Raw genomic sequence first — 13,569 nt, forward strand, 5'->3', positions numbered from 1 at the left:
CCGGTAGGGTTAACGCGAAGCTGCACAAACACTGCGCATTTGAGACAAAATCGAGACAAGAGACCTCGCTAAGCCGCTCTCGGACCCCCTTCTGGAGAGCATCAAATGCGTAATATCGACCGTCTTCCCTTCATCTTTGCCGCGATCCTGTTCCTGCTCGCCTGGCTGCTGGGATTTCCGTTGCGCGCGCAATCGGCGCCGCTTGGGGATGTGCAGTGTACGCTGATCCTCGACGCCGCGAGCGGCAAGACGCTTCACCAGGATGGTGTGTGCGACCAGAGGTTCAGCCCGGCTTCGGCGTTCAGGGGGCCGCTGTCGCCGATCGACGCGCGCGGATGATGTGGCCGCCGGAGTTGGTTGGCGCTCGCCTTGGTGCCCTGGAAAAACGAGCGGCGATATCGCCGCTTTCGAGATCTTCGATTTCATCGAACCCAAGGTCGAAGAGTGACTTCGTCAGTTCGCCAGGGACGAAAAAGCTGATCCACGGCTCGCCGACAGAAGCGACGCGTGCCGCGTAGAAAGCCAGGGCGGCCTGTCCGGCCGCATCGCGATTCTCATACGGTTCGCTGTAGTCGAACACCACCTCCGAACCCGGGGTGGTGGCGATGTAGGACAGCGTGCTGAAGATCGCGCCTTTCGTCAGGTATGGCACGACCCCCAGCCAAATGAAGAAGCTTGGCTCGGTCGACTTCAAGCCGGCGAATGCCAGTTCCTTGGATAGACGCTGCCGCTCGAAATTGACCGGCACGAATGTGGTGGTGGGCGGTTCGGCAAGACCGGCATCGGCGATGCACCTGCGTTTCCAGGCTTGGGTTGCCGGATGATCGACCTCGAACACCAAGAGATCCGGGTACGGATTGCGCAGCGAAAACGTGTCGAGGCCGGCACCGAGCACGACGAGCTGGCGGATGCCACGACGCACCGCCGCCGCCAGCCAATCCTCGGCTATGCGGGCGCGCGCCGCCACGAACAGGCGCATACGCTGGCTGTGGGCATCCTCTTGCGCACGCTGTTGCTCGACGGGAGCACCTTCACCGAGAATCGCAATCGCGTATGGGTCGCGAAACAGCGCCGCCTCGGGTGAAATCTGATGGAGAGCCCTCAAACGCGCTACGCGCAGGGCGGTTCGGCTGGGGGATGCGTCTTCCATGTCGGGGATTCCAAGCCATGCCGGCGATATTCGCAAGCCTTGACGACCGACCCGCGACATCTCTGCCGACGTTTCCTGACGGCCAGGCCAATCAGCGCTCTTTACCTGGCGCGGCGCTGCCTCTAAAACCCGCCCGCCGCCGGACGCATCCGGCTTTACCCCCATGCATGTCGCCCAAAGCGTGGCACACTCTGAACGACATGCAGTTGACCACCCGCGCTCGTTTGCGGGACTGGATAGGAGAACTCCATGCTGAATTCCGTTTCCCTGACATTTCCCGATGGCTCCGTCCGCGAATACGACGCGGCGATGACCGGTGCCGGGCTTGCCGAATCGATCTCGAAATCGCTGGCCAAGAAGGCGGTCGCCTACAGTATCGACGGCGTCGTGCGCGACCTCAGTGATCCGCTGGGCAAGTCCGGCAAAGTCGAGATCGTCACCCGCGACGATCCGCGCGCCCTGGAGCTCATTCGTCACGACACCGCACATGTGCTGGCGGAAGCCGTGCAGGAATTGTGGCCGGGGACGCAGGTGACCATCGGCCCGGTGATCGAGAACGGCTTCTATTATGATTTCGCCCGCAACGAGCCTTTCACGCCCGACGATTTCCCGGTGATCGAGAAGAAGATGCGCGAGATCATCGCGCGCAACAAGCCGTTCACCAAGGAAGTCTGGTCGCGCGACAAGGCGAAAAAAGTGTTTGCCGACAAGGGCGAGCGCTACAAGCTGGAACTGATCGACGCCATTCCCGAGGATCAGGACCTCAAGATCTATGCGCAAGGCGACTGGTTCGACCTCTGCCGTGGGCCGCACATGGCCTCGACCGGGCAGATCGGCAATGCCTTCAAGCTGATGAAGGTGGCCGGCGCCTATTGGCGCGGCGACAGCAACAATCCGATGCTGACGCGCATCTACGGCACGGCCTGGGCCGACCAGGCGCAGCTCGAGGCCTACCAGACGATGCTGGAGGAGGCGGAGAAGCGCGACCACCGGAAACTCGGCCGCGAGATGGACCTGTTCCATTTCCAGGAAGAGGGGCCGGGCGTCGTCTTCTGGCACGCCAAGGGCTGGAAGATGTTCCAGAACCTGGTCAACTACATGCGCCGCCGGCTCGACGAACAGGGCTATCAGGAGGTCAACGCGCCGCAGGTGCTCGACAAGAGCCTGTGGGAGACCTCTGGCCACTGGGGCTGGTACCGCGACGCCATGTTCAAGGTGACGGTTGCCGGTGACGATACCGACGACGACCGCGTCTTCGCACTGAAGCCGATGAACTGTCCGGGCCATGTGCAGATTTTCAAGCATGGGTTGAAGTCTTATCGCGATCTTCCCGTAAAGCTTGCGGAATTCGGCAATGTGCATCGCTACGAGCCATCCGGCGCGCTGCATGGGCTGATGCGTGTGCGCGGCTTCACCCAGGATGATGCGCATATCTTCTGCACCGAGGAGCAGCTTGCGTCGGAGTGCCTTCGCATCAACGATTTGATCCTGTCGACCTATGCCGATTTCGGTTTCGACGAGATCAGCGTCAAGCTGTCGACGCGGCCGGACAAGCGCGTCGGCACCGACGAGGCGTGGGACCACGCCGAGGCGATCATGGGCAGCGTGCTGGAGACGATCAGGACGCGATCCGGCAACCGGATCAAGACCTCGATCAATCCGGGCGAGGGCGCCTTCTACGGGCCGAAATTCGAGTATGTGCTGAAGGATGCCATCGGCCGCGAATGGCAGTGCGGCACGACACAAGTTGACTTCAACCTGCCGGAGCGTTTTGGCGCCTTCTATATCGGTTCGGATTCCGACAAGAAGCAACCTGTCATGGTGCATCGCGCCATCTGCGGTTCGATGGAGCGGTTTCTCGGCATCCTGATCGAGAACTATTCCGGTCATTTCCCGCTGTGGTTCGCCCCGCTGCAGGTGGTGGTGGCGACGATCACGTCGGACGCCGACGATTATGCGACCGAGGTGGTGGCAAAGCTCAAGGCCGCCGGATTGTTGGCGGAAGCGGATTTGCGCAACGAGAAGATCAACTACAAGGTCCGCGAACACTCGCTGGCCAAGGTTCCGGTGATCCTCGTCTGCGGCAAGCGCGAGGCGGAGGAGCAGACGGTCAACATGCGCCGGCTGGGCTCGCGCGACCAGGAATCGCTTGGCCTTGCCCAGGCAATCGCGCAATTGACCGAAGAAGCGGTCACGCCGGACCGCAGGCGCAAGCGCGCTGCCTGATCTGCATGGTCCAGACGACATGGCGGTGGAGCGATCCACCGCCATTTTCATATCCCTGTCACGCCAACCTTGTAACGAGCCCTTATGCTCAAGCTGAAATTGCGCGAACGGTCCTTTCCCGAGCTTTCCTATGCCAATCCGCGCCAGCCGGCGCTGACGCGCTGGTTCATTCATTCGGTCGAGGGCCTGTCGGGTCGCGACCGTTACACCGCGCTTTATGATTTCTGGCGTCGCCAGGTCGTGCCGACCGGCGAGCGCGTTTTCAGCCGCATGCTCGACCTGATCGACGTCCGGGTGCGGACAGCGGATCAATGGCCGCCGGCGCAATTGCCGGATACACCGCTGGTGATCGTCGCCAACCATCCGTTCGGCATCGGCGACGGCATCGCCGTGCTGTCGCTGGCAGAGCAGCTGGGGCGGCCGTTCCGGGTGATGATCCACAAGGATCTGCTCAAGATCCGCGAGATGGAGCCTTATTCGCTGCCGATCGACTTTTCCGAGACCAAGGACGCGCTGAAGAACAACATGGCCGTGCGCCACGAGGCGGTTCGGCTTTTGAAAGAGGGCGTCACCATCGTGGTGTTTCCGGCCGGTGGCGTCGCCACCGCGCCCAAGGGCTTTGGCCGGGCACGCGACCTGCCGTGGAAGATGTTTCCGGCCCGTCTCGTCCAGGACGCCAAGGCGTCTGTCATTCCGATGCATTTTTCCGGGCAGAACGGCCGGCTGTTCCATCTGGTCAGTGGCCCGATGAACATGGCCGAGAGCGATGGCCGCCTGGCGAAATTCGTCGGCAAGGCGTCGCTGACGCTGCGCACGTCGCTGCTCATCCGCGAATTCGCGCGATTGTCCGGCAAGGCGATCGAGGTCCGCGTCGGTGATGTGCTGAGCTGGAGCGAGCTGGAGCCACTGCGCGACCGCAAGGCATTGCTCGACCGCCTTTATCGCGGCGTCTTCGACCTGGCGCCAATCGTGGCGCGTCGCCGGCTTCCGTTCCTGCCGGCACGGACCAAGCTGGCGGCCTGAGGTCGGCAAGCCTGCAGCGGAAGGTTAATCAGCACCTTCTTCGGGATCAATTGCCGCGGCCTCGGTGGCCAGAACCTCGATTTCCTGGTTCTGTCCGGCAACTACCGTAAAATCCTTCTGGTAGATGCGGTCGCGGTTCTTGGCAATGATGGTGTAGTCGCCCTCGGCGAGGACCATCGAGGCGAAGGCGCCGACGGATTCCTTGATCGGATCGCCGGATTCATTGAGCAGCGACCAGGACGTGTCGGCGATCGCCTCGCCACCGGTTTCGCGCACCAGCTTCATCGTGATCTCGGCGGCATGATGCTCGACGGTGGCTTCGGTCAGCTTGCCGGCCTCGACCCGGATGTCGGAGCGGATGACCGCGTTGACCGCGCCATAGGTCGAGACGACATGGTAGGTGCCGGCGTTGAGCCGCACGACACTGTTGGGTTCGACATCGGGTATGATCAGCGCGCGCTCGCCATTCGGCGCAGCGGTGCCTTCGTAGATCGAGAAGCGCAGGTTCTTCGGTGGAATGCGCACCCCGCCGGACAGAACCGCGTCGAGCTTGAGGCCGCCGGCGTCGAGCACGAGGCTTTCGCGCTTGGCGTCTTTGCCGACCACGGTGATGCGTTTGGTGGCGCCGGCCCGGCCATAGGAGGCATGAACCAGGTAACTGCCGGGTTCGAGCTGGAAGACAGCGGTGCCGCCATGCGCGGAGGCGACCATCGGCAATTTGCCGTTGACGGCCTCGGGCTTGAAGACGCGCCAGACGATACCGCGGGTGATGTCGGCGCCCTTGTCTGTCAACTGGGCGGACAGGGTAATGGCGCCGCCGCTGCCGAGGGCCAGCGACCTCTCGCCTTTCGGCGTCGCGTAGCTCGAAATTCCGGGAAGCTTGAGATTGCTAACGCCATCCGCGTTCTGTGCCATGGCGAGCGAAACCGGCGCCATGAACAGCAAGGCGACCAACCAGACCAGGAAAAGACGCAGTGTCCCCTCAAACATACCTTGCGTTGAAGCCCATGGCGGTGGCAATTTCAAGGCTTAAGAGTCCAACCGATACGACTCTTCCGTCCGGCGCGCCCCGCGCTATTGCCCGAGCCGCCCGAATTCCCGATGGTGCGCTCCAGCTCAAAACAGAATGTTTTAGGAGACTTGCGCCCATGGCGTCGCCGATCATCGATTTCCTGCTGACCCGAAACTCTGCACCGATCCCTGATTTGAAGGAGCCGGCGCCGAGCGACGCGGAGATCGCGATGATGATCACTGCTGCCTCGCGGGTACCCGACCATGGCAGGCTGGAACCCTGGCGCTTCATCCTCTATCGCGGTGACGCCCGCGTCGAGATCGGCAGGCAACTGGCAGCACTTGCCGAGCAGCGGGAGGGGCCGTTGCCGGAAGGCCGCCGCAACCAGGAACTGGCGCGGTTCTCGCGCGCGCCGCTGGTGATCGGCGTGGTGTCGATCCCAAGGGAGAATCCGAAGATCCCGCAATGGGAGATGTTCCTGTCGGGCGGCATGGCGGCGATGAACTTGATGATGTCAGCCAATGCTTTGGGCTATGGTACCAATATGATCAGCAACTGGTATTCGGATGTGCCCGAGGGCAGGGCGCTGCTGGGGCTGGCGCCGCAGGAGCGCGTCATTGGCTTCGTCCATATCGGCTCCTATTCCGGCCCGGCGCCGGAGCGGCCCCGGCCCGATCCGGCGAGGCTCTATGCTGATTATTCGGGGCCGTGGGCTGGCTGAAATGTTCTACGAACCTTCAAAGGGCCACGGGCTGCCGCACGATCCTTCCAAGGCGATCGTGGCGCCGCGTCCGATCGGCTGGATATCGACGCTGAACGGGGCCGGCGAGATCAATCTCGCGCCATACTCGTTCTTCAATGCCGTTTCGACGCGGCCGTTCATCGTCTGGTTTTCCTCCGAAGGTGAAAAGGACAGCGCCACCTTCGCGCAGGAAACCGGCGAGTTTGTCGCTAATCTGGTCAGCCGCGATCTCGCGGAAAAGATGAACCGCACGTCCGTCGACGCGCCGCGCGGCGTCAATGAGTTCGCCTATGCAGAGCTTGCCATGGCGCCGTCACGCCTCGTCGCGCCGCCGCGCGTGGCGGCAGCACCGGCCGCGCTCGAATGCCGGGTGACGGAAGTCTTTCGCCCAAAGGCGCTGGACGGATCGGCGACGAGCGCTGTCGTCGTCGCCGGCGAAGTGGTCGGCGTGTACATCGACGATGCCTTCCTGACGGATGGCCTGTTCGATATCACCAAGGCCGGCAATGTCGCTCGTCTCGGCTACATGGACTATGCGAGCGTCAACGAGGTGTTTCCGATGCGTCGGCCGCGCTGGAACAAGGACTAGGCTGAAATCCCGGCCGCCTTGGCCCGCGCCAGAAGCCTTTCGGCCAGTCGCAGATGCGGGCGGTCGACCATCTTGCCGTCGATGCCGACGACGCCGGGATTTCCCGCAGCCGCGAAAGCCGCGACGATTGCCGCCGATTGTCTCAAGGCTTCGGCCGAAGGCGTGAAAGCTGCGTTGATGACGGGCACCTGATCGGGGTGGATCGCCATCTTGCCGGTGAAGCCGTCGCGTTCGGCCTCGGCGCATTCCGTTTCGAAGGCCGCCATGTCGCGAAAATTCGGGAAGACGGTGTCGATCGCCGCAACCTCCGCCGCACCCGCGGCAAGGATGGTCATGGTGCGAGCCAGGCGGAACACGTCGGTGTAGCCGCCGCGCTCGTCGCGGGCCGTGCGCGCGCCGATCGCCGCCGACAGATCCTCGGCGCCCCAGGTGAGACCGGCAAGCCGTGCGCTTGTCCCGGCATAGGTGGCCGTCGCCAGCACGCCTGCCGGGGTTTCGGTAATGATCGGAAGGATTTTGATCGCGCCGTCGGCAAGGCCACTTTCGGCCTCGTGAACCCTGAGCTTTGCCGAGAGATGCTGCACATCCAGGCCGCTGTTCGATTTTGGCAGCATGATGCCGTCGGGCCCGGCCGAAACAACAGCAGCCAGATCGTCATCCGTCATGCCGGTCGACAGATCGTTGACGCGCACATAGATCACTGAGCCGGTTTGCGCCCTGCGTTCGGCGATGAAGCGCGCCGCGATTTCGCGCGCCAGCGCCTTGTTGTGCGGCGCCACGGAATCCTCAAGATCGACGATGACCACGTCGGCGCCGGCGCCAAAACCCTTTTCCAGCTTCCGCTCGGAATCACCGGGGACGAACAGCAGCGAACGCATCAGCCCGCCTTCTTCAGCATCATCGCTTGCCTCGTGCATTTGGCGACGAGATCGCCGTTCTGATTGTAGGCCCGATGCTCGAATTCAACGATGCCGCGGTCGGGCTTCGACTTGGATTCGCGCACCGAGATCACCGTCGTTTCGACACGGATGGTATCGCCATGGAAGACCGGGTGCGGAAACACCGTTTCCTTCATGCCGAGATTGGCGACCGTGGTGCCGACGGTGATGTCGTTGACCGAGATGCCGATCATCAGGCCGAGCGTGAACAGCGAGTTGACGAGCGGCTTGCCCCATTCGCTCTTGGCGGCAAAATCGAAGTCGATATGCAGCGGCTGTGGGTTCAGCGTCATCACCGAAAACAGCATGTTGTCGCTCTCGGTGACGGTCTTGCGCAGCGTGTGCTGGAAGACATGGCCGACGACGAACTCTTCCAAATAAAGCCCGGCCATATCCCGCTCCTCTACTGCCTGTGGGGTTGATAGGCGCTGCATTCAGGGCTCGCAAGCCAGTTAATGAACATGGTGAACCGTTCGTAAACCTTTTCTGCCTACCGTCTGCATGGGGCCAGGAGCGTTCTGGCAAGGGGCGTAAGCAGGCGGCAATGGTTGTTTCGCATTTTTTGAGATGGATTTGCACCGCCAGGGTCTCGGAGCGCGCCGCCGCGGCCAATGCGCTGGCTCGGGCCTACGTTAATTCCGACCTGCCTTTCGAGGACCGCTGCGCCGCCGAGGCGGCGCTGACGCTGTTGCTTGACGACGCTTCGTCGAAAGTGCGGCTGGCGATGGCCGAAGCGCTGTCGATGAGCCAGCACGCGCCGTTGCAGATCATCAGCGCGCTGGCCTGCGACCAGCCGGAAGTCGCCGGCGTGGTGCTGGCACGTTCGCCGCTGCTTACCGACGCCGATCTGATCAACCGTGTGGCCAGCAGTCCGAAGGTGACGCAAAAATTGATCGCCGACCGGCCGTTCGTTTCGATGGCGCTGTCGGCGGCCATCGCCGAGATCGGCGAGGCGGAAGCCTGCGCCGTGTTGCTCGCCAACAGCGGCGCCGACATCGCCTTGCTCAGCTTCCGCCGCATGGCCGAACGCCACGGCCATCTGCCCTTGGTGCGCGAAGCCCTGATATCGGATGCCCGCCTGCCTGCCGACTGCCGGCACATGCTGCTCGTCAAACTCGGCGAGATGCTGAAAACGTCGCCGCTGGTCATGGCCTTGATGGGCGCGGCGCGAGCCGATCGCGTCATGCGCGACGCCTGCGTCAAGGCTTCGGTGACGCTGATCGAAGGCACGCGCCAGGAAGAACATCCTGCGCTGATCGAGCATCTCAGGCTGCGCGGCGACCTCACCGCGAGCTTCCTCATCCGCACCATCACGCATGGCAAGGTCGATTTCTTCGGCTCGGCGCTGGTCGCGCTCAGCCAGCAATCCGAACAAAGGGTGAGGGCGCTGCTGGCCGGCGGGCACGATGTGGCTCTGCAGGCGCTGTTTCGCAGCGCGGGTCTTGCCGCCGTCACGCATGCCATCATCCTGCGCGCTCTGAAAATCTGGCGCGAGGTGGCCAACGGCAAGCGTGTCGCCGGCGTTCAGGAGGTCAGCTGGCTGATGCTGAAGGAATTGGGCGGACAGTCAGCGCAAAGCGATCTCGCCACACTGGTCAAGTCGATCCATCTCGATGCGCTGCGTGAGAATGCGCGTGGTCACGCGCTGGCGATCGCCGCGGCCTAGCCTTTATCCCTCGCGAAGAAATCGGGAAAATCCTCCATCGCCGCGGCAATGATGCGCAGCGATGCCGCGATCTGCAGCATCTCGCCGGTGGCGTTGCGCTGCGCGATGCTCGTCGCATACTGCCGGGCGACGGCGACGGTCGACGTTTGCGGATCGCCGGGAGCGCGGAAGAGCAGTTCCCGCGCCAGCCCCCTCAGACAGTTGGCGATCGAATGCGCGGTCTCGGATGGGATGGCATGGCCTTCGCTTGCGTCGCGCAGCCGCAGGACTTCCAAGCCGACGGTGACGGCGGCGACGCCGCCGCCCAGAACCGTATCGCCTTTCCTGCCGGCATTCTGCACCAGCGGCATCAGTTGGTTGATGCGGTCGTAGGCTAGGCTCTCGAAGGCCGAACGCCTCGGCACGCGCTCATGCAGGCAAAGCCGCGCCAGATCTTCGCGCATGGCGCGCACGATGCGGTTGGCTGCAAGCCACGGATCGGCGGGCAGCACGAGGATGAAGACACCGATAGCCAGCAGGATGCCGACCAGGACCGACGCCGAACCGGCGAAGAACGGGGCGGGATCGTAGGCCATCGCCTGGTGCGGACTGAGGAAGGCGAGGAAGTTGATGGCGAAGGCCGTCGCCACGCCGACATGGCGCGGATTGGCCATGGCGAGCGCCGTCGGCACCAGGATCGGCACGACAAGCAGCATGAACCAGCCGAAGCCGGGCAAAGCGGGCAACGCGACCTGACCGACGAGAAAGGCAAAGGGAAGCGCCAGCAGCGTTCCCTTGAAGAAGCCCCAGGACACTTGCACGGGGTCGGGGCGAGCGGCAAACAGGCTCGACACGACGGCAACGAGAATGACCGTGCCTGCGGTTTCCGACCATTTCGTCGTCAGCCAGAAGGCCGTGACCAGCAAGGTGGCAAGAGCAGCGCGCACGGCATTGCGCGATGCGCCGGCGTAGTCACGGTGCACCACCAGCGCGGGTTGCCTGCTGCCCCGGACAGGACGGGTGACAGGCGCGCGCAAGGCGTCGAGGCCGCGCAGCACCTGCTTGAGCGCCTCGGCGAAATCGGCGGCGATGGTGAGGCGGGTGATGGTGCCGACCCTGTCGTCGCCCTGATCGGCCGAGGCATCGGGCATTTGCCGGGCCTTGACCGAGATCGCGTCGAGCCGGGCCACCCAGGGTGCGGTGTCGTCCAGCGCGCCGGGTTTAGCCGCCAACTCGCTAACCAGAGCCTGCAACTCCGAGCGCACCGGAATGAGTGCTGCGTTCTTCGGGGCAGCGTGCGAATGCAGCGCGCGCGCCGCCGACAGGGCCGAGAGCAGTTGCCCAATAGTGCGCCGGACCGGATGGGCGCGCGGCGCGAAGCTCGCCGTTTCGAGCCTGGCGTAGGCGCGCATCTCGCCAAGCGTCTGGGTGTCGGCGACCAGCTTTCGGTGCATGCCCGACAGGATCGCCGGATCGCCGCCGGAGAATGCGCCGCCGGCATAGGTGGCAAGATCGAGGATACAGCGTTTCAACCGCGAGATGATGGCGTCGCTGGCCAGTTTCGGCAGGATCAGCCGGCTGGTCAGGCCGGCGCAGACAATGCCGAGCACGATTTCGGCACAGCGCGCGACCGCGAGGTCGACGATGAGGTGCGGCTGTCCGAAGGCAGGCAGGCCGATGATCATCGCGGTGTAACCGGCAAGGGCGGCACCATAGGCTTCGGGATTGCGCAGCAGCGACGAGACGAAGGTGCAGATGCCGATCCAGACGGCAAGCACCGTCACAAGCACCCAGGGGCTGGTGCCGAAGATCGTGGTGATGCCGATCGCCGCTATGCCGCCGGCAAGCGTGCCGAGCAGCCGGTAGAAGCCCTTCGCCAGCACCATGCCAGCGACGGGCTGGGCGACGATGAACACCGTCATCATGGCCCACTACGGGTGGTCGAGCTCAAGGGCGTAGGCGACCAGAAGCGCGATCAGGCCGGCCGAAACGGTGCGCAGCGAGAAAATCCAGTCCGAACGCGTCGGTTGCGTCAGCCCGGCCAAACTGGTTTCGAAATAGCCTTTCAGCCGCGCCCAGGTCACATGCCGGTCTCCGCAAGTCGAGCCTGTTATGGACCGGCTGGCGGCTAGATATCCAGCACTTCCGTCTCGGCGAATTCGGCGCGTTCCTGGATGAAGCGGAAGCGGGCTTCAGGCTTGGTGCCCATCAGCGCGTCGACCGCGTCCTTGGTCGCGGCCTCGGCGTCGATGACATCGATTCGAAGTAGCGTGCGCTTTTTCGGATCCATGGTGGTTTCCTTGAGCTGCGCGGCCATCATCTCGCCCAGACCCTTGAAGCGGCCAAGTTCGACCTTGCCGCGCCCGGTGAACTCGGTGCGCAGAAGCTCGTCCTTGTGCGCATCGTCACGGGCATAGGCGACCTTGCCGCCTTGCCGGATCGAGTAGAGCGGCGGCACCGCCAGATAGAGATGGCCGCCACGCACCAGGGCCGGCATCTCCTGGTAGAAGAAGGTGATCAGCAGCGAAGCGATGTGGGCGCCGTCGACGTCGGCGTCGGTCATGATGATGACGCGGTCGTAGCGCAAATCCTCGTCGCGGTATTTCGACCGCGTGCCGCAGCCGAGCGCCTGGATCAGGTCTGAAATCTGCTGGTTGCCGGCAAGCTTGTCATTGCCGGCGCTGGCGACGTTGAGGATTTTTCCGCGCAGCGGCAACACGGCCTGGCTGGCACGGTCGCGTGCCTGCTTGGCCGAGCCGCCGGCCGAGTCGCCTTCGACGATGAACAGTTCGGCGCCGGCCGCAGCATTCTGCGTGCAGTCGGCGAGCTTGCCCGGCAGCCGCAATTTGCGCACCGCACTCTTGCGTGACACCTCTTTTTCCTGGCGCCGGCGCACCCGCTCGTCGGCGCGCGCGATCACCCATTCGAGCAGCTTCGAGGCTTCCTGCGGATTGTCGGCCAGCCAATGGTCGAACGGATCGCGGATCGCGGTCTCGACAATGCGAATTGCCTCGATCGTCGCCAGCCTGTCCTTGGTCTGGCCAACGAATTCGGGCTCGCGGATGAACACCGACAGCATGCCCGCCGCCGAGATCATGACGTCTTCCGAGGTGACAATCGAGGCGCGCTTGTTGCCGACGAGATCGGCATAGGCGCGCAGGCCGCGCGTCAACACGTTGCGGAAGCCGGCCTCGTGGGTGCCGCCTTCGCCGGTCGGGATGGTGTTACAGTAGGAATTGATGAAGCCGTCGCCGCCGAACCAGGTCACCGCCCATTCGAGCGAGCCATGGCCGCCTTGCCTGTCGCTCTTGCCGGCGAAGATTTCGCGCGTCACCTGGAACTCGTCGCCAAGCGATGCCTTGAGATAATCCTTGAGGCCGCCGGGAAAATGGAACTCGGCCTTGGCCGGCGTCTGGTCCTTTTCCTTGATCAGCGTCGGATCGCAGGTCCAGCGGATTTCGACGCCGCCGAACAGATAGGCTTTCGAGCGTGTCATGCGGTAGAGCCGCGCCGGCTCGAACGCAGCGCCCTTGCCGAAAATCTGCTCATCGGGGTGGAAGCGGATCTTTGTGCCGCGCCGGTTGTGAACCTCGCCCAGCTGTTCCAGGCCGGTTACCGGCACGCCGCGCGAAAAGCGCTGGCGATAAAGCTGGCGGCCGCGCGCGACCTCGACCTCGAGATGGTCCGACAGCGCGTTGACCACCGAGACACCGACGCCATGCAGGCCGCCTGATGTCTCGTAGACCTTCGAGTCGAACTTGCCGCCCGAATGCAGCGTCGTCATGATCACTTCGAGCGCCGGCTTCTTGAATTTCGGATGCGGATCGACCGGGATGCCGCGGCCGTTGTCGGTGACGGCAAGATAGCCGTCGGCGGAGAGCTCGACATCAATGAAGGTGGCATGGCCGGCAACCGCCTCGTCCATCGAATTGTCGATGACCTCGGCGAACAGGTGGTGCATCGCCTTGTCGTCGGTGCCGCCGATATACATGCCTGGCCGGCGCCGCACCGGCTCCAGCCCTTCCAGAACCTCGATGTCGGCGGCGCTATAGCCCTCACTGCCATCCTTGGTCGCGGCGGGACGCCTGGTCGCCTGCACCAGCGGATCCGCCGGGCGCGCCGGTGTGCGGACCGGTTGCGGCTGCTTGTCCAGATTGCCGAAAAGATCGTTGTTGTCGTCCATGCCTGCCATAGAGTCCGATGCTGCGAATCACCTCGCGATACTGGCACGCTTTTCAGCGCCA

10 protein-coding genes and 2 pseudogenes are annotated in these 13,569 nt (G+C 63.7%); 6 read left to right on the plus strand and 6 right to left on the minus strand.

The window, feature by feature from the left end; genetic code table 11:
• Window positions 1-105: 105 nt before the first annotated feature.
• Window positions 106-324: pseudogene (locus CGZ66_RS22310) on the plus strand (class D beta-lactamase); the annotation flags it as partial.
• Here CGZ66_RS22310 and CGZ66_RS22315 read toward each other — a convergent pair.
• On the minus strand, window positions 302-1,150 hold the full coding sequence (locus CGZ66_RS22315; RefSeq protein ID WP_095087856.1) for an SAM-dependent methyltransferase: 849 nt from the start codon (window positions 1,148-1,150) through the stop codon (window positions 302-304). The pseudogene CGZ66_RS22310 and the gene CGZ66_RS22315 overlap by 23 nt on opposite strands.
• 249 nt (window positions 1,151-1,399) lie before the next feature.
• Between CGZ66_RS22315 and thrS the strand changes: the two genes are divergently transcribed.
• Both thrS and CGZ66_RS22325 read left to right on the plus strand, forming a co-directional pair.
• Window positions 1,400-3,376: a threonine--tRNA ligase gene (gene thrS / locus CGZ66_RS22320; protein ID WP_095087858.1), complete on the plus strand. Its 1,977-nt coding sequence runs from the start codon at window positions 1,400-1,402 to the stop codon at window positions 3,374-3,376.
• A gap of 84 nt (window positions 3,377-3,460) precedes the next feature.
• The gene (locus CGZ66_RS22325) at window positions 3,461-4,399 is read left to right on the plus strand and encodes a lysophospholipid acyltransferase family protein (RefSeq protein ID WP_095087860.1); all 939 of its coding nucleotides are present in this window, start codon (window positions 3,461-3,463) and stop codon (window positions 4,397-4,399) included.
• A gap of 24 nt (window positions 4,400-4,423) precedes the next feature.
• Here the strand turns inward: CGZ66_RS22325 and CGZ66_RS22330 are convergent, their stop codons facing one another.
• On the minus strand, window positions 4,424-5,389 hold the full coding sequence (locus tag CGZ66_RS22330) for a hypothetical protein (RefSeq protein ID WP_095087862.1): 966 nt from the start codon (window positions 5,387-5,389) through the stop codon (window positions 4,424-4,426).
• 158 nt (window positions 5,390-5,547) lie between these two features.
• Here CGZ66_RS22330 and CGZ66_RS22335 point away from each other — a divergent pair, with 158 nt between their 5' ends.
• Entirely contained in the window at window positions 5,548-6,132 is a 585-nt protein-coding gene (locus tag CGZ66_RS22335) for a nitroreductase family protein (protein ID WP_095087864.1), read from the plus strand.
• A 1-nt stretch (window position 6,133) separates the two neighbouring features.
• A complete protein-coding gene (locus CGZ66_RS22340) occupies window positions 6,134-6,742 on the plus strand; it encodes a flavin reductase family protein (RefSeq protein WP_095087866.1) in 609 nt (202 codons plus the stop codon).
• Here CGZ66_RS22340 and CGZ66_RS22345 read toward each other — a convergent pair.
• Window positions 6,739-7,620, minus strand: a complete 882-nt coding sequence (locus CGZ66_RS22345; protein WP_095088129.1) for an HpcH/HpaI aldolase/citrate lyase family protein — start codon at window positions 7,618-7,620, stop codon at window positions 6,739-6,741. The genes CGZ66_RS22340 and CGZ66_RS22345 overlap by 4 nt on opposite strands.
• The gene (locus CGZ66_RS22350; protein WP_095087868.1) at window positions 7,620-8,072 is read right to left on the minus strand and encodes a MaoC family dehydratase; all 453 of its coding nucleotides are present in this window, start codon (window positions 8,070-8,072) and stop codon (window positions 7,620-7,622) included. The genes CGZ66_RS22345 and CGZ66_RS22350 overlap by 1 nt, the downstream gene beginning before the upstream one ends.
• A 152-nt stretch (window positions 8,073-8,224) precedes the next feature.
• Between CGZ66_RS22350 and CGZ66_RS22355 the strand changes: the two genes are divergently transcribed.
• Entirely contained in the window at window positions 8,225-9,346 is a 1,122-nt protein-coding gene (locus CGZ66_RS22355; RefSeq protein ID WP_095087870.1) for a DUF2336 domain-containing protein, read from the plus strand.
• Here CGZ66_RS22355 and CGZ66_RS22360 read toward each other — a convergent pair.
• Window positions 9,343-11,409: pseudogene (locus CGZ66_RS22360) on the minus strand (FUSC family protein). The gene CGZ66_RS22355 and the pseudogene CGZ66_RS22360 sit on opposite strands and share 4 nt — an antisense overlap.
• Window positions 11,410-11,453: 44 nt before the next feature.
• Window positions 11,454-13,508: a DNA topoisomerase IV subunit B gene (gene parE / locus CGZ66_RS22365; protein ID WP_095088132.1), complete on the minus strand. Its 2,055-nt coding sequence runs from the start codon at window positions 13,506-13,508 to the stop codon at window positions 11,454-11,456.
• Window positions 13,509-13,569: the final 61 nt, after the last annotated feature.

Origin of the sequence: Mesorhizobium sophorae (assembly GCF_002270415.1) — a bacterium.
In the GTDB taxonomy this organism is placed as follows: Bacteria; Pseudomonadota; Alphaproteobacteria; order Rhizobiales; family Rhizobiaceae; genus Mesorhizobium; species Mesorhizobium sophorae.

Coding starts and splice junctions, on each gene's coding strand:
- CGZ66_RS22315 (WP_095087856.1), bottom strand. CDS start 1,150: ATGGAAGACGCATCCCCCAGCCGAACCGCCCTGCGCGTAGCGCGTTTG.
- thrS (WP_095087858.1), top strand. CDS start 1,400: ATGCTGAATTCCGTTTCCCTGACATTTCCCGATGGCTCCGTCCGCGAA.
- CGZ66_RS22325 (WP_095087860.1), top strand. CDS start 3,461: ATGCTCAAGCTGAAATTGCGCGAACGGTCCTTTCCCGAGCTTTCCTAT.
- CGZ66_RS22330 (WP_095087862.1), bottom strand. CDS start 5,389: ATGTTTGAGGGGACACTGCGTCTTTTCCTGGTCTGGTTGGTCGCCTTG.
- CGZ66_RS22335 (WP_095087864.1), top strand. CDS start 5,548: ATGGCGTCGCCGATCATCGATTTCCTGCTGACCCGAAACTCTGCACCG.
- CGZ66_RS22340 (WP_095087866.1), top strand. CDS start 6,134: ATGTTCTACGAACCTTCAAAGGGCCACGGGCTGCCGCACGATCCTTCC.
- CGZ66_RS22345 (WP_095088129.1), bottom strand. CDS start 7,620: ATGCGTTCGCTGCTGTTCGTCCCCGGTGATTCCGAGCGGAAGCTGGAA.
- CGZ66_RS22350 (WP_095087868.1), bottom strand. CDS start 8,072: ATGGCCGGGCTTTATTTGGAAGAGTTCGTCGTCGGCCATGTCTTCCAG.
- CGZ66_RS22355 (WP_095087870.1), top strand. CDS start 8,225: ATGGTTGTTTCGCATTTTTTGAGATGGATTTGCACCGCCAGGGTCTCG.
- parE (WP_095088132.1), bottom strand. CDS start 13,508: ATGGACGACAACAACGATCTTTTCGGCAATCTGGACAAGCAGCCGCAA.